The 18,204-nt window shown below is 63.2% G+C and carries 19 protein-coding genes; 9 read left to right on the top strand and 10 right to left on the bottom strand.

Annotated elements, in window-relative coordinates; all coding sequences use genetic code 11:
* Window positions 1-22 precede the first annotated feature (22 nt).
* From DAES_RS06635 to rfbD, 3 genes are all read left to right on the top strand, one after another.
* The gene (locus tag DAES_RS06635) at window positions 23-475 is read left to right on the top strand and encodes a tRNA (cytidine(34)-2'-O)-methyltransferase (protein WP_013514264.1); all 453 of its coding nucleotides are present in this window, start codon (window positions 23-25) and stop codon (window positions 473-475) included.
* A gap of 129 nt (window positions 476-604) precedes the next feature.
* Window positions 605-1,621 carry a dTDP-glucose 4,6-dehydratase gene (rfbB, locus tag DAES_RS06630; protein ID WP_013514263.1) on the top strand — a complete coding sequence of 339 codons (1,017 nt, stop codon included), beginning with the start codon at window positions 605-607 and terminating at the stop codon, window positions 1,619-1,621.
* Window positions 1,621-2,502, top strand: coding sequence for a dTDP-4-dehydrorhamnose reductase (gene rfbD / locus DAES_RS06625; protein WP_013514262.1), 882 nt, complete (start codon window positions 1,621-1,623; stop codon window positions 2,500-2,502). Before rfbB ends, rfbD begins: the two co-directional genes overlap by 1 nt.
* Window positions 2,503-2,587: 85 nt before the next feature.
* On the opposite strand, the gene DAES_RS06620 is transcribed toward rfbD, so the two are convergent.
* The gene (locus DAES_RS06620; protein ID WP_041271374.1) at window positions 2,588-5,287 is read right to left on the bottom strand and encodes a SulP family inorganic anion transporter; all 2,700 of its coding nucleotides are present in this window, start codon (window positions 5,285-5,287) and stop codon (window positions 2,588-2,590) included.
* 277 nt (window positions 5,288-5,564) lie between these two features.
* On the opposite strand from DAES_RS06620, the gene DAES_RS06615 reads away from it, so the two are divergent.
* Window positions 5,565-6,461: a glycosyltransferase family 2 protein gene (locus DAES_RS06615; protein WP_013514260.1), complete on the top strand. Its 897-nt coding sequence runs from the start codon at window positions 5,565-5,567 to the stop codon at window positions 6,459-6,461.
* 78 nt (window positions 6,462-6,539) lie between these two features.
* Here DAES_RS06615 and DAES_RS06610 read toward each other — a convergent pair whose 3' ends face one another.
* From DAES_RS06610 to abc-f, 5 genes are all read right to left on the bottom strand, one after another.
* Entirely contained in the window at window positions 6,540-7,481 is a 942-nt protein-coding gene (locus DAES_RS06610) for an aminotransferase class IV (protein ID WP_013514259.1), read from the bottom strand.
* A gap of 4 nt (window positions 7,482-7,485) precedes the next feature.
* Window positions 7,486-8,517 (bottom strand): aspartate-semialdehyde dehydrogenase, encoded by a 1,032-nt coding sequence (locus tag DAES_RS06605; protein WP_013514258.1) that lies wholly within the window; start codon window positions 8,515-8,517, stop codon window positions 7,486-7,488.
* Window positions 8,518-8,530: 13 nt separating this feature from the next.
* On the bottom strand, window positions 8,531-9,403 hold the full coding sequence (locus DAES_RS06600; RefSeq protein ID WP_013514257.1) for a methylenetetrahydrofolate reductase: 873 nt from the start codon (window positions 9,401-9,403) through the stop codon (window positions 8,531-8,533).
* Window positions 9,404-9,502: 99 nt separating this feature from the next.
* Complete coding sequence (locus tag DAES_RS06595) at window positions 9,503-9,919, bottom strand: (deoxy)nucleoside triphosphate pyrophosphohydrolase (protein ID WP_236608478.1); 417 nt, start codon at window positions 9,917-9,919, stop codon at window positions 9,503-9,505.
* Window positions 9,916-11,937 carry a ribosomal protection-like ABC-F family protein gene (abc-f, locus tag DAES_RS06590; RefSeq protein WP_013514255.1) on the bottom strand — a complete coding sequence of 674 codons (2,022 nt, stop codon included), beginning with the start codon at window positions 11,935-11,937 and terminating at the stop codon, window positions 9,916-9,918. The genes DAES_RS06595 and abc-f overlap by 4 nt, the downstream gene beginning before the upstream one ends.
* A 105-nt stretch (window positions 11,938-12,042) precedes the next feature.
* On the opposite strand from abc-f, the gene DAES_RS06585 reads away from it, so the two are divergent.
* The 3 genes from DAES_RS06585 to DAES_RS06575 all read left to right on the top strand — a co-directional run bounded on the left by DAES_RS06585 (window position 12,043) and on the right by DAES_RS06575 (window position 13,113).
* On the top strand, window positions 12,043-12,294 hold the full coding sequence (locus DAES_RS06585; protein WP_013514254.1) for a GIY-YIG nuclease family protein: 252 nt from the start codon (window positions 12,043-12,045) through the stop codon (window positions 12,292-12,294).
* A 109-nt stretch (window positions 12,295-12,403) separates the two neighbouring features.
* Window positions 12,404-12,649 (top strand): hypothetical protein, encoded by a 246-nt coding sequence (locus DAES_RS16925; protein ID WP_013514253.1) that lies wholly within the window; start codon window positions 12,404-12,406, stop codon window positions 12,647-12,649.
* Window positions 12,646-13,113, top strand: coding sequence for a hypothetical protein (locus tag DAES_RS06575; protein WP_013514252.1), 468 nt, complete (start codon window positions 12,646-12,648; stop codon window positions 13,111-13,113). Before DAES_RS16925 ends, DAES_RS06575 begins: the two co-directional genes overlap by 4 nt.
* Window positions 13,114-13,172: 59 nt before the next feature.
* Here DAES_RS06575 and DAES_RS06570 read toward each other — a convergent pair whose 3' ends face one another.
* Window positions 13,173-14,537 (bottom strand): TrkH family potassium uptake protein, encoded by a 1,365-nt coding sequence (locus DAES_RS06570; protein ID WP_013514251.1) that lies wholly within the window; start codon window positions 14,535-14,537, stop codon window positions 13,173-13,175.
* A 70-nt stretch (window positions 14,538-14,607) separates the two neighbouring features.
* Window positions 14,608-15,162, bottom strand: coding sequence for a shikimate kinase AroL (gene aroL, locus DAES_RS06565; RefSeq protein WP_013514250.1), 555 nt, complete (start codon window positions 15,160-15,162; stop codon window positions 14,608-14,610).
* A gap of 122 nt (window positions 15,163-15,284) precedes the next feature.
* Here aroL and DAES_RS06560 point away from each other — a divergent pair, with 122 nt between their 5' ends.
* Window positions 15,285-16,298, top strand: a complete 1,014-nt coding sequence (locus DAES_RS06560) for a DUF933 domain-containing protein (protein WP_013514249.1) — start codon at window positions 15,285-15,287, stop codon at window positions 16,296-16,298.
* 19 nt (window positions 16,299-16,317) lie between these two features.
* On the opposite strand, the gene DAES_RS06555 is transcribed toward DAES_RS06560, so the two are convergent.
* On the bottom strand, window positions 16,318-17,253 hold the full coding sequence (locus DAES_RS06555) for a phosphotransferase (protein ID WP_041271371.1): 936 nt from the start codon (window positions 17,251-17,253) through the stop codon (window positions 16,318-16,320).
* A gap of 88 nt (window positions 17,254-17,341) precedes the next feature.
* Here DAES_RS06555 and DAES_RS06550 point away from each other — a divergent pair, with 88 nt between their 5' ends.
* A complete protein-coding gene (locus DAES_RS06550) occupies window positions 17,342-17,560 on the top strand; it encodes a 4Fe-4S domain-containing protein (protein ID WP_013514247.1) in 219 nt (72 codons plus the stop codon).
* 67 nt (window positions 17,561-17,627) lie between these two features.
* Here DAES_RS06550 and DAES_RS06545 read toward each other — a convergent pair whose 3' ends face one another.
* Complete coding sequence (locus tag DAES_RS06545; RefSeq protein ID WP_013514246.1) at window positions 17,628-18,203, bottom strand: type I restriction enzyme HsdR N-terminal domain-containing protein; 576 nt, start codon at window positions 18,201-18,203, stop codon at window positions 17,628-17,630.
* Window position 18,204 lies beyond the last annotated feature (1 nt).

The following is an 18,204-nucleotide window of genomic DNA, read 5'->3' as shown; positions in this document are numbered from 1 at the left end:
AGGAAAAGGATACCTCCCGGCCATGCGTATCGTCCTCTACCAGCCGGAGATCCCCCCCAACACGGGCAACATCGCCCGCCTGTGCGCCGCGACCCGGACCCCGCTGCACCTCATCGAGCCGCTGGGATTCACCATCGACGACAAGCACCTGCGCCGCGCCGGGCTCGACTACTGGCCCCATGTGGATGTGACCGTGCATCCGGATTTCGACGACTTCCTGACCCGCGTGTCCCCGGCCCGGCTGGTGCTGGCCAGCACCAGGGCCACCGCCCCGCACCACCGCTTTGCCTTCCGGCCCGACGACGCCATCGTCATGGGGCCGGAGACGCGGGGCCTGCCGGCGGACATGCTGGCGCGGTATCCCGATGGCGTGCGCATCCCCATCTGGGGCGAGGTGCGCAGCCTCAACCTCTCCACGGCCACGGGCGTGCTGCTCTTCGAGGCATTGCGCCAGACCGGCCTGATTCCCGACTAATTCACGCTTGATTCCTGCCTGATTCCCGACGAATGCGCGCCCTGCGCCTTGTCTTTTTGCTCCCCCGCCTGTATTGCTTGGCAAAACAGCATCCCCAACGGGACACAACCCCTTGCGAGCGCCAGAACCATGAAACTCCTCGTCACCGGCGGCTGCGGATTCATCGGCACCAACTTCATCCGGCTCATGCTCGGCAGCCATCCCGACTGGTCCATCGTCAACCTGGACAAGCTGACCTACGCTGGCAACCGCCTCAACCTGGCGGACCTGGAGCGCGATGAGCCCCGCTACCGGTTCGTCCGGGGCGACATCTGCGACCGCGACCTGGTCATGGACCTGCTGGCCGGAAACAGCGTGGACGCGGTGGTCAACTTTGCCGCCGAGTCCCATGTGGACCGCTCCATCAGCGACCCCGCGCCCTTTGTGACCACCAATGTCCAGGGCGCGCAGAACTTGTTTGAGTGTGCCCGGCAGCGGCGGGTGGGCCGGTTCGTCCACATCTCCACCGACGAGGTGTACGGCACGCTGGGGCCGCAGGGTCAGTTCACCGAGAGCACGCCGCTGGCCCCCAACAGCCCCTACTCGGCCAGCAAGGCCGGGGCCGACCTCATGGCCCGCGCCTATTTCGAGACCTACGGATTTCCGGCCCTCATCACCCGCTGCTCCAACAACTACGGCCCCTACCAGTTTCCGGAAAAGCTCATCCCGCTCATGTACCTGACGGCCATGGCCGACAAGCCGCTGCCCGTCTACGGAGACGGCCAGAACGTGCGCGACTGGATCTATGTGGACGACCACTGCCGGGGCGTGGAGCTGACCCTGCTCAAGGGACGCGACGGCTGCGCCTACAACTTTGGCGGCAATGCCGAGGAGACCAACCTCAACGTGGTCAAAACGCTGCTCTCCATCCTCGGCAAGCCCGAATCGCTCATCACCTTTGTTGGCGACCGGCCAGGACACGACCGCCGCTACGCCATGGACTATTCCCTGGCCGCCGCCGAGCTGGGCTTTGCCCCGACCCTCGACTTCGCCACCGGCCTGCGCCGGACCATCGACTGGTACCAAGCCAACGGCGAGTGGCTCGCGCAGGTGCAGAGCGGCGAATACCGCCGGTTCATGGATTCCTGGTACGAGGCGCGCCACTGATGGAGCTCAAGGGCAAGAGCGTCATCATCTTCGGCGGCAGGACCGGCCTGCTCGGCCAGGCCCTGACCAGGGCGTTCCGGCTGGCCGGAGCCAGGCCCGTGCCCCTCTCCAGCCAGGACTGCGACATCCTGGACCCCAGGGGCGTGGACCTGCTGCTGGACCGGCGCGACCCGGACCTGATGGTCAACGCCGCAGCCTACACCCAGGTGGATCTGGCCGAGGATCAAGAGGAGATGGCCTTTGCCCTCAACGCCACGGCCCCGCCCCTGCTGGCCTCGCTGGCCGCCAAGCGGCTCATCCCCTTTGTCCACTTCAGCACGGATTTCGTCTTCTGCGGCAACAAACACACGCCCTACCTGCCCTATGACGACCCGTGCCCGTTCTCGGTCTACGGCATCAGCAAGGCAGACGGCGAGCGGGGGCTGCTCCGTTTTGGCTACGAGCGCACCCTCATCATCCGCATCTCCTGGCTTTTTGGCCCTGGCCGCACCAATTTCGTGGACAAGATTCTTTCCCTGTGCGAGACGCGCGGGACCATCTCCGTGGTCAACGACCAGACCGGATCGCCCTCCTACACACCCGACGTGGCCGTCAACACCCTGGCCCTGCTGGCCCACGACGCCACGGGCATCCACCATGTCGCCAACTCCGGCGAGACCACATGGCACGGGCTGGCCTCCGAGGCCGTGGCCCTGGCCGGGCTCGACTGCACGGTGGAACCGGTGCCCACCAGCGCCTACCCGACCAAGGCGGTGCGCCCGGCCTATTCGGTCCTCGACCTCTCCCGTTTCATCCAGACCACGGGCGTGACCCCCAGGCACTGGAAACAGGCACTGGCCGACTACGTCCTCGGCGACCTCAGGCGGGGCTCGGTCATCTGATCCCTGATCGGCAGTACCAGCAGACACGACAAAGGCCGAAGCGCACAACGCGCTTCGGCCCCTTGTGTCATCCCGCCGTGCGGTTCTAGACCATCAGGTCGCGCACCTTCTTGTTGGCGTCCACCAGCCGCTCGGAGAGCATGTTGATGAGAAACCGGTTGATGGCCGTGACCAGCACCGGCGCGCGCTTTTCCACGGCGTTGAGCTTGTCAATGGTCATCATGTAGAGCACGCACTTCTCCGCCGCCCGGACAGTGGCCGAGCGCGGGGCCAGGGTGTAGATGCCCATCTCGCCGAAGACGGCGCCAGGGCCGACCTTCTTGAGCCTGAGCAGCTTGCCGCCCTCCAGTTCCAGTTCCACGTCCAGCCTGCCCGACTCCACAAAATACATGGAATCCGATTTGTCACCCTGGCGAAAGACGGCCTCGCCCTTGTCCGCCACCACCCGCTTGAGCACCTTCATCAGGGCCGGGATGTACCTCGGCTCGGGAAAGACCGGTGCCAGCAGTTCAGGCAGGGTCAACAGCTTCATGGTCAGCATGTTCTCGGAGTCGAGCACCCGGTTCTCGCACCATTCCAGGGCGAAATCGAGGTTGAAAAAGACCTTGAACGGCGAATCGTCCTCGCCCACATAGCCCATGCCGGACAGATGCTCCTCAAGCTCCAGAGGCGCGCTGGTGATGATCATCTCCAGGTCATACTCCTCCACGAGGTTGCGCAGCTTCTTGAAGCCGATGCCCGCAGCCGAGGCCAGCCCGGTCACCAGCTTGAAGTCGATGACCAGATATTCGACGGGCAACATGTCGCGCGTGTCGAGCCGGTCCCGGATGACCTTGAGCAACCGCTCCATGGAGCCAAGAAAAAGAAATCCCTGAAGGCGCAGGATGTGGATGTGGTCGCCGTATTCCTTGAGGGTGCGCTGCTGTGCCGGGGCGCGGTCCACGTTGCTGCGATGGTTGACGCCGGACAGAACGTTGCGGATGGCCCCGCCCTTGCTGTAGCGGCTGACCGTGGCCATCAGGGCCAGCCCGACCCCGACGCCGATGCCCGCCAGCAGGCCGAGCAGAAGCGTGGTCAGGAAGGTGACCCAGAGCATGAGCACGTCGTCGCGGCGAGTGAATGCCGTACGCGTCCTGAAGAGCCAGTCGCGGATGAGGTCGAGCCCGGCATAGATGAGGATGCCCTCGGGCACGAACCTGGGGATCATGGGGATGATGCGGTCGGCATAGTACAATCCCGCCGCGCACAGCAGCCCGGCCACGATGCCGGCCACGGGCCCGCGCGCCCCGACAGCCCGGTTACCCGCGCTGCGTCCGTAGGAAATGGACGAAGGCACGCCGCCACACAGTCCGGCCACGATGTTGGTCAGGCCAAGGGAGCGGTACTCCTGGTTGAGGTCCGATTCGCGGCCATGGATGAGTTCGAGGTTGGTGATCCGATACATGGAGGTGAGCACCGCGAGGACGGCCAGCCCCCCGATATAGAGGCCGTTATCCTTGATCACGCCCCACTCGATGGCGCCAAACCCTGGACGCAAGGCCTCGACCGGAAGGGGGAAAATGTTGTCGCCGAGATTGGGAATGGTGATGGCGAGGGTGCTGATGGGCAAGTCGCCACCCCAGAGGCCGGCGGCGTATCCCACCGCCGAGGCCGCCAGAACCATGGCCAGCATGAACAGCGAATTCTTGAATCGGGCCAGCCCGATCAGCAGGATCACACCAAAGGCCACGCTCGGCCCCATGGAGTACAGGCACTGGTCGGGCCTGAAAAGCTGAACGCAATCCCTGACCGCGGCAAAAAGGTTGTTCCAGTCGAGCGAGAATTGCCCCATCCAGTCAAAGGTGCCGAGCAGGACAAAGACGCCGACTCCGCCGACCACGCCGCCGATGATCTGTATGGGGATGAAGCGGACATACTCCGCAGCCCCGAGCTTGCCGAGCAGCCACAGCAGGGCGCCGATGCTCAGGGAGGCCAGGACGATGGCCGCCAGGATGGTCGGCAGCATGGCGTCGGTCGGATACAGCCCGGCCATGCTCCGGTAGATCGAGCCGACAAAGAGGAACAGGGCGGCGGCAAGCACGGTCTCCGGCCCGGCCAGGGCAAAGGGAATCCGCGACATGAGCGAGAAAAGCACGCCGCCGACCGCCGTCGCCACCAGCGACATCGCGATGACATGGGGCAGGAACGGCTGCATGCCCGGCTGCGAACACGTCAGCAGGGCCAGGGCCAGGGCGAAGAAAAAGGCCAGAATGCCGGAAACCAGTCCGGCAAAGACGTTGAGCGGCAAGTTCCCCTCAAGCAGGCGGAAACCGCCGGATCTTCCCGTGTCGTCCACCCCGGACAGCCCACTGGCGGATGCATCGGGATAATCGGCATCCCACACCTGAGGAGCGCCCTCCTCGGCCAGATCGCTGACATCGATGTCCTCCTCGGACACTTCGGGCAACGCTTCGGGACGCTTCAGGGCACGACCGCACTTGGGACACGCCCGGCCACCTCCTGACACCGCGTAGCCGCAGCCAGTGCAGATGATGTCTTCCTGAGAGTCGCCAGAGGCGGCGTCCGAAGCCACCTCGTCAGCGATATCCGTCACATCGATGGCGTCGAGGTCCATCCCGTGCGGCCCGGCAGCAGGTACGGCAGCCCCGTCCACATCCTGGGACTGCGCATCGCCGTCCACCACGGCTCCTCCGCGCCCGCACTGGGGGCATTTCGCCTTTTTCCCAAGGAGCGTGTCGGGAACATCCCGCTTGTAATCGCAGAACCCACAACTGAAAATTGCCACGCAACACCACCAGGATCGAGTATGAGTGCAAACAGTCCAACCGGATAAACAGGGGCCATGATACCCTGTGACTTTTGCAATACATACGTGAAGGATGCAGTCGAGGCAAGGGATGGAGTAAAATCAGGCCGAACGGGTCATATCAAAAAATTGCACCTGTCCTCTAAAGAAATCGGTTTAACAACCGATAAAAACGACACGAGGAAGCCAAATTGCGCACACGGAACGTGCCGGGGCCCCTCGCACTGAGTCAGACTATCCCACGGAAGGGGCCACAATGGGCGCTGCAAGCCATGTCTCGATCATCGTTTCCGACTTGGAAAACCACCGCTGTCTGCCGCGCATGCTGCAATCGGTCTCCCGTCAGTCCACCGGCCTGGACAGGGTTGAAATCCTTGTCACCGGAAACGGTTCCCACACCCCTTTTGATCTCTCCGCATGGTCCGCCATCGCGGGCACCGATGCCATCCGCCTTGTGCAAGCCGCCCCGGACGTTGCGCCGGGCGAGACCCTGAACTCCACCGTGGCCGGTTCGCAAGGCGATCTGCTCCTGTTCATGCGGCCCGACTACCGTCTGGACCCCAAGTATCTGACCACGGCCCTCTCGGTCTTCACGGACTGTCCCGAAGCGGAGATCATGTATCCCGATTACATCCGACTCGCCCCGGACAAGAATTCAGGCGTCACTTCCGGCCTGGTCCAACTGCCCGATTTCGACGATTCGCTGCTCCAGACCATGAACTTTCTCGGCCCGGCTGTGATGATGCGCCGCCAGGTGTGGGAGCGCATCCACGGATTCAGGGACAACACCACCTACCGCTACTGGGACCTGTGGGTCCAGGCGGCGGCCATGGGCACCGCGTTCTTCCACGTCAACTATCCGCTGGCCTCCTGCGAGCATGCCAAGACCCCCTTCCGGGAGCGGGCCGAGGACGGACGCCGCAAGGCCATGCTCGTGGTCAACACCCAGTCCTATTTCCACATGCACACGGTCCGGTGGGCGCTCGCCTACCTCCGGGGCGATCCCTGGGCCCAGGCGTTCAACTTCATGACCATCCCGGATTCCATCGAAGTAACCAGGATGATGCACGAATTCAACATGAAGAGCATGGGCACCGACGTACTGGTACGCGAGGCGATCCGCCAATTCGACAGGTCATCCCGCCGGGCGTGACCGTGCGCCGACAACAACAATAACAAAGGGCCGCTCCGGGAGCGGCCCTTTGTTATTGATGCCTGGGGACATCGGCGGTCACAGGACGATGCCGTTCTCCTGGAGATCGCGCCGGAGCAGTTCGCGCAGCCGCCTTGCCACCGGACCAGGCTTGACGTTGTGGATGGGCTTGCCGTTGAACCGGACCACGGGGATGGCGTCGCCCGTGGTGCCGACCAGAATCACCTCGCGCGCCTCAAGGATCTCGCCCTCGCTTATTCCCCTGAAGACAATGGACATTTCACCCTTGACCAGGTCCACGGCGCGGAGCATGGTCGTGCCCGCCAGGGCGTTGACAAACTCCGGGATGACCAGCTTGCCGTCCTGGGACACCATGCAGACGTTCTCCGTGGCCCCTTCGGCCAGAAAGCCGTTGCCGTCGAAGCAGAACGGGAAGTCGTAGCCCTTCTCCTCGGCCTCGTGCTTCATGAGCACGTTGGGCAGGTAGTCGATGGACTTGATGGTCGCCAGATACGACTGCTTGGCCGGAATGGAGGTCTTGAAGGCGGTGACGCCCTTTTCATAGACCGACTCCGGCTTGGGGTGCAGGTCGTAGGAGACCACGTAGAGGCTCGCCTCGGGGCATTCGGACGGATAGATGCCGAAACCGCCGGGACCGCGCCCGATCAGGACGCGGACCATGCCCATGTCCCTGCCTCCGGTCCGGGCCACGTCGAGCACCAGACCGCGAATCTCGTCCCAGGAACAGGGCGGGGTCAGATAGATGGCCTCGCAGGAGCGCTGCATGCGCTCCATGTGCGGCTCCAACTGGTAGAGCTTGCGGTCCACGAACTTCATGGTCTCGAAGATGCCGTCGCCGCGATGGACAAGATGATCGTCCCACGGCATGAGCATCAGCGCGGGGTCGGTGCAGATGTGGCCGATCCTGTGTTCATAGAAGGCGTGAATCTCTGACACGCCCGGCCTGGGAGCCGCGAGCATCGCCTCAAGATAGGCCTGTCTGTCAACGACATGCGCCATGGGATTATCCCCTGGGAACGCGAAGCAGATCGCGCTCCATGAGCGTCTCGGCGATCTGGATCGTGTTCAGGGCAGCGCCCTTTCTGATGTTGTCGGAAACCACCCACATGTTGATGCCGTTCTCGATGGTCTCGTCCTCGCGGATGCGGCCGACAAAGGTATCGTCCTCACCCGCCGCCTCGATGGGCATGGGGTAGGCCCGCTTCTCCGGAAAATCGATCACGGTCACGCCGGGCGCCTTGGCCAGCAGGGCGCGCACATCGTCCGCCGTCAGCTTCTGCTCGGTCTCGATGTTCACGGACTCGCTGTGGCCGTAGAAGACAGGCACGCGCACGCAGGTGGCCGTGACCCTGATGGACGGATCGCCCATGATCTTCCTGGTCTCATTGACCATCTTCATCTCTTCCTTGGTGTAGCCGTTGTCCATGAAGACATCGATCTGCGGCAGGCAGTTGAAGGCGATCTGGTGCGGGTAGACATCGGCCACCACGGGCTGGCCGTTCATGAGGCGGCGAACCTGGTTCTCCAGCTCCTCGATGGCCTTCTGGCCGGTGCCGGACACGGCCTGATAGGTGGAGACCACCACCCGCTTGATGCGCGCCTTGTCGTGGATGGGCTTGAGCACCAGCATCATCTGGATGGTCGAGCAGTTGGGGTTGGCGATGATCCCCTTGTGCCAGTCCAGGTCGTGCGGATTGACCTCGGGCACCACCAGCGGACAATTGTCGTCCATGCGCCACGCCGAGGAGTTGTCCACCACCACGCAGCCAGCCTTGGCCGCGATGGGAGAGAATTTCTCGGAGGTGGAGCCACCGGCGGAAAACAGGGCCAGATCCACGCCCTTGAAGGAATCCTCGGTCATCTCGACCACGGTCAGATCACGGCCCATGAAAGACACTTTCTTGCCCGCGCTGCGGGCCGAGGCCATGGCTATGATCTCGCTGTGCGGAAATTCGCGCTGTTCCAGAATCCTCAGCATCTCCTGGCCGACCGCGCCCGTTGCGCCGCATACAGCCACCACAGGTTTCCTGCTCATTCTCTTTCCCCTGTTATATCTTCAAATTCTTGCCGATTTCCAGACACGCCTCGGCACGGTTGAGCGTGTAGAGATGAACGCCCGGCGCGCCGCCGTCGATCAACTCCTGCGCCTGCCTGATGGCGTATCGGATGCCCAGGGCGTAGACAGCCTCGTCGCCGCCCTCCTCGTTGGCCTTTTCCAGCGCGCTCAGATATTTGCCCGGAATGGCCGCACCGCACAGCCCAAGGATGAACTTGGCCGAGCGCAGGTTCATGATGGGCAGCACTCCCGGCACCACGGGCACGTCGGCCCCCATGGCGCGCAGCCGGGCGACATAGTCGAAATAGAGCCTGTTGTCGAAAAACAACTGCGTCACCAGGAATTTTGCGCCCATCCGGACCTTCAGGTTGACCATGTCCAGGTCGGACTGGATGGACGGCGATTCTGGGTGCGACTCCGGATAGGCCGCCCCGCCCACGCAGATGTTCGGGTAGCGACGGCTGATGAACTCGATGACATCCGTGGCGTGCTTGAATTCCTGGGAATCAAAGCTGAAATCCTCCTGGCCCTTGGGCGGATCGCCTCGCAGGGCCAGGACATTCTCAAGGCCAGCCGCGCTCAGACCGGCCAGAAAGGTGTCGAGCTTTGCCGCCGACGCGCCCACGCTGGTCAGGTGGACAATGGGCTCGATGCCGTGGTCGCGCTTCATGCGGGTGGCGATCTCCAGGGTGTTGTCCTGGGTGCCACCGCCCGCGCCGTAGGTGACAGAGGCGAACAGCGGACCGAGATCCTTGAGCTTTTCAACCACATCAAAAAAGCCGGGCCAGGCATCCTTCTCCTTGGGCGGAAAAAACTCAAGGGAGATGAAGGGGGTGTTTTTCTCGATCAGATCACAGACGTGCAATTGAAACTCCTTGCAGGCTCATGGTGCGTCTTTTCAACCGCCCTGTCCGGCGGGTAAGCAAAAAGCATATGCCCTCTTCCAAAAATCATCAATAAGGAATCACACCTGCGACCCGGACGGCCCGCACCCGGCGTGCAGGGCCTCGACCACGGGCATATCGGCGGGCAGAAAATCGAGCACCGGGGGATGAGCCGGATCGACCCAGACCATGCGCTGGTTCTCCAGCGGAGTCGCCTCGCCCCGGTAGTCGCGGATGTGATAGAAATGCAGATGAACGGAAAAATCGTCGTAGTGGTGGACGAGATCGCGCCAGAACTCGAAGACCAGGGGCGTAATGCCCAGCTCCTCCTCAAGCTCGCGGACAATGGCCTGCCCGCCCGTTTCCCCGGGGTCGATCTTGCCGCCGGGGAATTCCCACCAACCAGCCATCCTGGCCCCTTCGGGACGTTCCACGGCCAGGTATTTCCCTTCGCGCCAGACGATTCCGGCCACCACCTCCAGCATGGAGCGGGTCACCGGACGCTCACCTTGATGTCATCGGCCGCATCAGTTCCGGCATCGACATCAAGGCCCGCCTCAACGGCCAGGGCCTCCATGCGCTCCTCGATCCCGGCCATGCGCACCATCAGGCTCTCGGCCCATTCAGTGGCCTCCTTATAGGCCGCGTTGACCTTCAGGGCCTCCTCGGGCTTCGCATAGGTAGCAGGATCATTGATCTTCGCCTCCAGGGAGGCCTGCTCGTCCAGCACCTTTTCCAGATCCGCCTCAAGCTTGTCATAGTCCTTTTTCAGCGGCTTCAGGGTGCGGTAGAGGCGGTTGCGGTCCTCGGCCTGGCGCCGCTTCTCGTCCTTGGACATCCGGGTCCGGGCCGAGGCGGCATCCGTTTCGCACGCCTGGGGATCGGCAAGACACATCTCCTCCTTGCGCTTGGCAAGGTACCCCTCATAGCCGCCGAGGTACTGGACCACGCCACCGTTGCCGTCGAGCGCCCAGATCTCCTCGGCCACCTCGCCCAGCAGGTGCCGGTCGTGGGCCACGAAGAGCAACGTGCCCTCGTAGTCTTTCAAGGCGCGGATGAGTCCTTCGCGGGTTTCGATGTCCAGGTGGTTGGTAGGCTCGTCGAGGATGAGAAAATTAGCCCTGGCCAGAAACAGGCTGGCCAGCAGCAACCGGCTCTTTTCGCCGCCGGAGAGCCCCTTGACCTTGCGGTCGAAAAACGGCTCGCCCAGCAGGAACAGGCCGAGCACGCCCATGACCTGCTCCTCGGTCAGCTTGGGGTCCGAAAGCCTGCGAATCTCGCCGATGACCGTGTTGTCGAGGTTCAGAATCTCGTGCTGATGCTGACTGAAGTAGCCGACCTGGGTGTTGGGGCCGATCCTGACATGGCCGCCCGACGGCGTCAGGTCGCCGGTGATCAGCTTGAGCAGCGTGGACTTGCCCGCCCCGTTGGGGGCCACCAGCGCCACCTTCTTGCCCCGGAAGAGCTGGAAATTGAGCTTGGGCCAGACCGAGCGGCCCGAATCGTAGTGGAACTCCAGATCGACCACGGCCACGGGCACCTTGTCGCCGCGCCTTGGCTCGGGCAGGCGGAAATTGAGGCTGCGCCCGCGATGGGACTCGGCCTGGGCCTGCTTGATCTGGCTCAGTTCCTCTTCGAGCTTCCCGACCTTCTTCAGCTTGCTCTGAGCCTGGGCCGCCTTGCGCGCCTTGACACGAAACTTGTTGATATATTTGTATTCGTTGTCGATCTTGGCCGAGAGCTTGGCCGCTTCCTTGCGCCGCTGCTCCGCGTTCTCCTCATCCCAGAGCAGGAAATCGTCAAACGACCCCTTGCGCAGCACCGGCCTGCCCGCGCCAAGGAAGAGCACATGGGTGCCCACCCGGTTGAGGAAGATCCGGTCGTGGACCACAAAGGCGAGCGCGCCGCGATAATTGAGCAAATAGTCTTCAAGCCATTCCACCGCCTCCAGGTCGAGATGGTTGGTCGGCTCGTCAAGGAGCAGCACATCGGCCCCCTGCAACAGCACCCGGGCCAGCTTGGCCCGTTCGCGCCAGCCGCCCGAGAGCTCGCCCAGGGCCTTGGCGAGATCGGCCTCGGCAAAACCCAGGCCGGTCAGGATGGCCCGCGCCTTGTGGTCGGGGTTGTAGCCATGGAGTTCCTCGAACTCGGCCTGACGGTGGGCCAGCCGTTCGATGCGCTGGGAATCGCCATCGGCCACAGCCTGCTCCCACTGCTCCCAGAACTCGTTCCAGGACGGCAGGGCCGAGAGGACCCAGGGCAGCAGATGCTGCGCCAGGATATCCCCGGCCATCTCCTGGGCCACATAGCCCACGCGCGCGCCCCTGGCCACGGTCACCTGCCCCAGGTCGGGCTCTATCTCCCCGGCCAGCACCTTGAGCAGCGTACTCTTGCCGCAGCCATTGGGACCGGTCAGGGCCAGGCGCATGCCGGGCGACACCTCGAAGGCGACATCCTCGAAGACAGACTCGCCCCCGTAGGACTTGCAAAGACTCTGGACAGTGATTCGTGACATGGTGCGCAGGTTCCTTCGTGTATGGGAAATGAGGGAATATAATGTGCGCGCCCATTATGCAAGCAGGCTTTTGACCCGCGGCCCGCTTGCGGCTACACTGGGCCCATGGAAGCTTGGTTCGTCTACCTCCTGCGCTGCGCCGACAACACCCTCTACTGCGGGGTGACCAACGACATGGCCCGCCGCCTCGCCCGCCACAACGCGGGCACGGCGTCCCGATACACGCGGTCCAGAACCCCCGTCACCCTGGTGGCCGCCGTGGAGACGCCAGGCAAGGGCGACGCCCTCCGGCTTGAAATCGCCGTGAAAAAACAGCCCAAGGACCGGAAGATCACTTTCCTCCAGTCATGGGGATGACCCACCGGTTCGGCTTGCCCGCCTCATCGTTCCACGCTACCTTCCACTCCATGCAGCCCCAAATCGTCTCCAGCCAGCCATCGAACCACCCTCCGGGAACCGTCCGGGCATGATCGACGCGGGCACCACCTCCATCCTCCTGGTCATGGCCGGGTTCATTCTCGTGGCCCTGAGCATGGTGCACCAGCACCACTGCGCTGACGCTGTGCGCCGCAAACGCGGAGAGGTAGAGGCTGCCGAGCGCCACTTCGGCACCCGGATACAGGCGCTCGAACAACAGATAGGGGAACTCTCGGACAAAATTTCGCTGGTGGACGACCAATTGTCTGCCTTGAAGGAACTCTCCGTCCCATGACCATCCCCCTCATCCTCTCCGGCCTGTGTCTCGGCATTTTTCTTGCCGTCCGGGCCGCCATGTCCGGCTGGCGCGATAGGGAACTGGGCGCGCTGGAAACCCGCAACAGGGCTGTGCGGGCCAAATATGAAGCCGTGCTGGCGCGCAAGCGCGACCTGACGCGCGAACTGGAAGACAAGGAACACGCCCTCGCCAGTCTGCGCAACAATGGCGAGGGCATCAAAGCCATCAGCACCCACGATCTCGACATGGACGGCTCGGACGAAACCGAGCGCGTCAGCCGCTACCTCCTCTCCCAGGGCAAGGTGTCCCTGGAGCAAAGCCAGAAGGCTCAGGACAAGATGGGCACGCTCCAGATGGACTATCTGGCCGTGTGCCTGACCCTGGGTTTCATCGATCTGAGTACGGCCAAGGCCGCGTCAAAGATCGCCAAACAGTCGGAAAAGCCTGCTGCCAAACGCTGAATCGCGGGCCAGAACATGAACCGCGAGCCTGAAACTGCATCGCTGGAAGAACCGCCCCGCTAGCCCAGGGGCAGCGTTTCGGTGGGCACGCGGTAGTGGCACTCCGTCTGCCAGCTGTGCAGGGCGGACAAAAGCCAGACCGGGCCGAGCCTGCCCACGAACATCAAGACCACGATCATGCCCTTTTCCGCGCCGTTGAGGGTCGGCGTCAGCCCGGTGGACAGCCCCACGGTGGCAAAGGCCGAGATGACCTCGAACATGTTGATCATGAACCTGTCCCGACTGATCAGATAGGATTCGCCAACGGTTTCAAGGGATGTCAGGACCATGGTCCCCACGGCCACCAGCATGGCGGCGATGATGAAGAGCGAAAACACCGTGTTCAGCGCGCCCTGACTCAGGGCGTAGCGTCCTATTCGCACCTGGTCGCGCCCGCGCAACTGCGCCGCCACAAACCCCCACAAAGCGCGGAACGAGGTGGTCTTGATACCGCCTGCGCAGGAGCCGGGCGAGCCGCCGATGAACATGAGCGCCATCATGAAAAGCAGGGAGACATTGGACATCATCCCGATATCCACGGTGTTGAACCCGGCGGTGCGGCAGGTCACGGACTGGAAGAGCGAGGTCAGCAGCCGCTGGCCGGGGTCTGCCGGGCCGGTATCGGCCAATCCTTCGGCAAAAAATATGACCACCGTGCCCGCGACCACAAGAAAGAGCGAGGTGCGGAGCACCGTTGTCGAGTGCCAGCTCAGAAGATGCGCCCCCCGGCGCTGAGGCCGACGCCCAAGCAGCAGCGATTTGCCCAGCGTGGCACACTCGTTGAGAACATAGAATCCGAGCCCGCCCGCCGTGATCAGGACCATGAAGACGACATTGATGCCCACGTGGCCCTGCCAGCGGGTCAGGCTGTCGGGATACAGCGAGAACCCGGCGTTGCAAAAGGCCGAGACCGAGTGGAACATGGCTGAATAGGGCGAAAACCCCACCGGGTCCATCAGCCACAGGCAGACCGCGCCGACAGCCTCCAGGGCCAGGGTTCCGACCACCACCCGCGTCAGGAACCGGGGCAGGCTGAAGGATGGATCATGCAGCAGGCTCTGGCCCACGGCAATGCGGTCGCCAAGGGAGACCTGCTGGCCCATCAGATGGATAATCAGGGTGGTGAAGGTCATGATGCCCAATCCACCCAGCTGGAAAAGCGCCAGGATGACGTTCTGGCCGGAAAGGGAAAAGAAGCTGCCCGTGTCCACCACGCTCAGACCGGTGACGCACATGGCCGAGGTGGCCGTGAACACCGCATCAATCAGGGAGATGGGGCCGCCGGGATGACCGGTATCCAGATGGAGCAGGAGCGCGCCCATGGTGATGGTTCCGGCAAAAAACCAGACGGGCATCCAGTATGGCGACAGAAGTTTTATTCGCATGTTCTCAACCTGGGCGGTGCGAGGTGAATTGCATTAGTATGGCCGACACGATTTCCCGGACCCGCATTGGTTACTCCCTATCCCCCCTGCCGTCAAAAAGCCCGCCAAGGCGGCGGACCTCGGTCTCGGCCAAGGTCACGATTTGGTCCAGTTCCGCTTCAGGCAATATGGCGTCGGCACACGCCTCGTAGAGCGGAGCCCGCTCGGCCAGGATTTCGCGCACCTCGTCGAGGAGAGGCCTGCCGGTGAGCGATGGCCTCTGGGCCTCGTTGGGATTTTGCGCCAGCCGGGCCGCAAGGGTCTTGACCGACGCCTCAAGATACAGGGTGATCCCGGTCTTCAGGATATCGCGGTTGCGCTGGCGCAGGACAATGCCGCCACCGCAGCCGACCACCGCCCCGTCCGAGGACGCTACCGCCCGCTCCAGGGCCTCGGTCTCCCGGTCACGGAAGGCGTCCCAGCCGTGTTGGGCCACATAGGCCGCGATCTCCATGCCCACAGCCGCCACCACCGCGTGGTCCGTGTCCACGAACCCGCAGCCCAGGCGGCAGGCCAGGGCGCGCCCCACACTCGTCTTGCCGCAGGCGCGCGGCCCGATGAGAAAAACATGCTTGCTCAAGTTCATGGCCGGACAGTAGAGCAAAACCGCGCCCGGTTCAATGGCGGTCACCCATCCCGTCTTTGCAATCCCGCCGAATGCTGGTAGGTTCTGTCGGCCACCAGAACACCGACCACGGGAGTTGCCTCATGAAGACCGCCATTTTCGGATTTTCCGGGTCCGGCAAGACCGACCTTTTCGCCGCCTTGGCAGGCCCCTCTGCCGCAGCCGCAGGCAACCGCGCCATGGTCAAGGTGCCTGACAGCCGCCTCGACCCGCTCATTGAACTCTTTGACCCCAAAAAGGTCACCTACAGCGAGATCGAGTACCTCGACATCCCCGGCGGCGGGGGCAAGGGGACTGGGCTGGGCGAACGCGTGCTCAACGAGGTGCGCCCCTACGACTGCTTCATTGGCGTGCTCGACACCTTTTCCGGCATGAACGACCCGCACCGCCAGTGGCAGGCCATCGAGGCGGACATGATGGTCACAGACATGGCCGTCATCGAAAAACGGCTGGAAAAGCTGGCGGCGGACAAGAGAAAGAACAAATCCCTGGTGGACCCGAAAGAGGAAGACGCCCTGACCAAAGCCATGGCCATGCTCGAAGGGGAACGCCCGCTGCGCCTCGACCCTGCCGTGGCCGACCTGCCCGAACTCAGGGGGTACAAGTTTCTCTCGGCCCGCCCCATACTCTACGTCTGGAACTGCTCCGAAGGCGAAGAGGCAAAGAGAGCCCTGCCCGAGGACTCCCCCGGCATGGCCCACATGGCCGCCTCGGCCAAGCTGGAGCGCGAACTGGCCGAGGTGGAAGATCCCGAGGAAAAGCGCATGTTTCTTGATGATCTCGGCATCATTCAGTCCGCTCTGGAGACCGTCATCGCCAAGACCTATCAGCTCCTGGGCCTCATCTCCTACCTGACCGCGGGCGAGGACGAATGCCGGACATGGCCCCTGCGCCGGGGCTCCACCGCACCCCAGGCCGCCGGGGTCATCCACTCGGATTTCGAAAAGGGATTCATCAGGGCCGAGGTCATCGGCTACGACGACTTCCTGCGGGCAGGCACTTTCAAGAAGGCCAAGGAACTGGGACTGGCCCGCCTGGAGGGCAAGGAGTATATAGTTCGGGACGGTGACATCATCGAATTCCGCTTCAACGTCTGATCCGGCCCGAACACCCGGCTCAATCTGAAGCCGCCCCCTTGCCCGCAACGTGCTCAGTGCGACCCGCCACCAGGCCCTGCAACCGGCACACGCGCGCAAACAGCGAGGCCCGGGCCAGCATCACGTCCGTGGACACAGTCAGCCCCGCCGCCTGCGCATAGGCGGCGAGAAATGCCTGCTGCTCGCCTTCCGTCCGGCAAAAGCCCGCCTCACCGACTGCGGCAGCTCTGGCGATGAACAGGCCAAGATCGGCATATCTGCTGGACACTCCTCCGCTTTCCCAATCCACGAGCCACGCCCTGCCCCAATCCTCGTCCACCACGAAATCCGTGAGTTGCACCGAGCCATGGACCACAACCCGCGCCTCGTCGCGAAGCAGCGCTCCGGCTTCATGGACAAGGGAGCGCAACTCGGCGCGCCATTCCTCCCCGTGCCGGTCCATGCCTGCCCTTCCCGCCCCGGTTGCGCCGCAGGTCGTATCCTGCGCATCGGGACCGGCACAGAGCCGGTATGTGTCCATGACAGGATCATTCCTGACGAGGAGACGCGAATCCAGCGGCTGGGCATGGACCACGGCCAAGGCCTGTGCGACAAGCTCCCAATCCCCGGCGCCCTCGAAATCACGACCGGGCAGATACTCCATGAGCAAGGCCCCCACAGGCTCACCACCCACCACGGCGGCTGCGTCGCAATAAAACGGCCTGGGTGTCACTCCGGACCGGCCAACAGACTGCAACACACCGAACTCATAGTCAAAACGCGCCATGCGTCCCAGCCCGCCGCAGCGGCCCAGGCGCAGGAAATACCGGGTTTCGCCATAGAGCTCGTGTGCTGTGATCACATAGTTGTCATTATTCCAGCGCGAACCAAGGGAGACGATCTGCTCTTCGGGATCGTCGACCAGCACCCACCCCCTGGTCGTGAGAAATTCGGCAACCGCCTCCAATGATTTCATGGCACCCTTTTGTGACGGCATTGACCCACCGGAACTTTTTGGTATTGACGGGCTTGCCTTTTTTAACAACAGGAACTATTATTGACTCATGGACACACAAGACACCACCACACAGTTGCGAGAGGTAGCCATCGAGTTGGGAGACTGCTGCTCCTGCCAGGGCTGCATAGAACTCAATCCTGATGTGTTCGCCTGGGACGAGGTGCTGGACATGCCCTTTGTGAGCCGGCCCGAGGTGACCGAGGAAGAGGTCCAGGACATCATGAACTGCTGCCCCGAAGGATGCATCGTCTTCGTGGACGAGTAGCCCGGAACACCGGCCAGTCTCGACACATGCGCGGCCCGGATCACCCTGGTCATGGCATCGGGGTGGATCACGCCTTGCCTTTGTCCTTGGGGGGCAGGGAGCAGGTTTCGCTGCAACAGGTGCCGAAAAGAAATCCGCAATAGGTATGAAAAACTCGTGTCTGCCGCTCCCGCTGCTCCTCTGTGAGCGGCTTGACATCGGCCTTGCGTACCATTTCCAGCAGCGCGTCCCAGTTTGGGACCGCGTGCATGCCCGTGGCAGCCACCTCCCCGGTGCGCACATCCATGAGTGAGGCGTTCATGGTGTCCGTGACCAGCGCGTATGGCACTGGGCCACCCTCCACCAGCCGGGCCGCGCACACGGTCTCCCGCTCGAAGCTCCCCACATTCCCGGCACAGAAGAGAACAACAAAAATCGGCCTGTCCTTTTCATCGTAGACCACGAAATCGAGTGGCCGCTCGTATTCCTCACCGTCGATGCAGTAGGTCAGTTTGACCTTGGCCCTGATCCGTTCGCGGGGGTAGCCTTGCTCCTCCACAAGCAGTCGGGCCAGGGCCTGACGAAACTCCTCGAAGGTGGTCTCATCGATCTCCTCGCCGCTCAGATAGTCGCGCAACGTGCCCCCCAGGCTGGTCTCGTGCATG

The organism is Pseudodesulfovibrio aespoeensis Aspo-2 (assembly GCF_000176915.2).
Lineage (GTDB): Bacteria > Desulfobacterota > Desulfovibrionia > Desulfovibrionales > Desulfovibrionaceae > Pseudodesulfovibrio > Pseudodesulfovibrio aespoeensis.
This window is presented reverse-complemented; position numbering and strand designations above follow the sequence as displayed.

Bases quoted from the DNA above. Each gene is read 5' to 3' on its own strand.
- DAES_RS06570 (WP_013514251.1), bottom strand. From the start codon at position 14,537: ATGCGAATAAAACTTCTGTCGCCATACTGGATGCCCGTCTGGTTTTTT.
- DAES_RS06585 (WP_013514254.1), top strand. From the start codon at position 12,043: ATGGAAGCTTGGTTCGTCTACCTCCTGCGCTGCGCCGACAACACCCTC.
- aroL (WP_013514250.1), bottom strand. From the start codon at position 15,162: ATGAACTTGAGCAAGCATGTTTTTCTCATCGGGCCGCGCGCCTGCGGC.
- DAES_RS06635 (WP_013514264.1), top strand. From the start codon at position 23: ATGCGTATCGTCCTCTACCAGCCGGAGATCCCCCCCAACACGGGCAAC.
- DAES_RS06545 (WP_013514246.1), bottom strand. From the start codon at position 18,203: ATGCACGAGACCAGCCTGGGGGGCACGTTGCGCGACTATCTGAGCGGC.
- DAES_RS06605 (WP_013514258.1), bottom strand. From the start codon at position 8,517: ATGAGCAGGAAACCTGTGGTGGCTGTATGCGGCGCAACGGGCGCGGTC.
- abc-f (WP_013514255.1), bottom strand. From the start codon at position 11,937: ATGTCACGAATCACTGTCCAGAGTCTTTGCAAGTCCTACGGGGGCGAG.
- rfbD (WP_013514262.1), top strand. From the start codon at position 1,621: ATGGAGCTCAAGGGCAAGAGCGTCATCATCTTCGGCGGCAGGACCGGC.
- DAES_RS06550 (WP_013514247.1), top strand. From the start codon at position 17,342: ATGGACACACAAGACACCACCACACAGTTGCGAGAGGTAGCCATCGAG.
- DAES_RS06560 (WP_013514249.1), top strand. From the start codon at position 15,285: ATGAAGACCGCCATTTTCGGATTTTCCGGGTCCGGCAAGACCGACCTT.
- rfbB (WP_013514263.1), top strand. From the start codon at position 605: ATGAAACTCCTCGTCACCGGCGGCTGCGGATTCATCGGCACCAACTTC.
- DAES_RS06610 (WP_013514259.1), bottom strand. From the start codon at position 7,481: ATGGCGCATGTCGTTGACAGACAGGCCTATCTTGAGGCGATGCTCGCG.
- DAES_RS06555 (WP_041271371.1), bottom strand. From the start codon at position 17,253: ATGAAATCATTGGAGGCGGTTGCCGAATTTCTCACGACCAGGGGGTGG.
- DAES_RS06575 (WP_013514252.1), top strand. From the start codon at position 12,646: ATGACCATCCCCCTCATCCTCTCCGGCCTGTGTCTCGGCATTTTTCTT.
- DAES_RS06615 (WP_013514260.1), top strand. From the start codon at position 5,565: ATGGGCGCTGCAAGCCATGTCTCGATCATCGTTTCCGACTTGGAAAAC.
- DAES_RS16925 (WP_013514253.1), top strand. From the start codon at position 12,404: ATGATCGACGCGGGCACCACCTCCATCCTCCTGGTCATGGCCGGGTTC.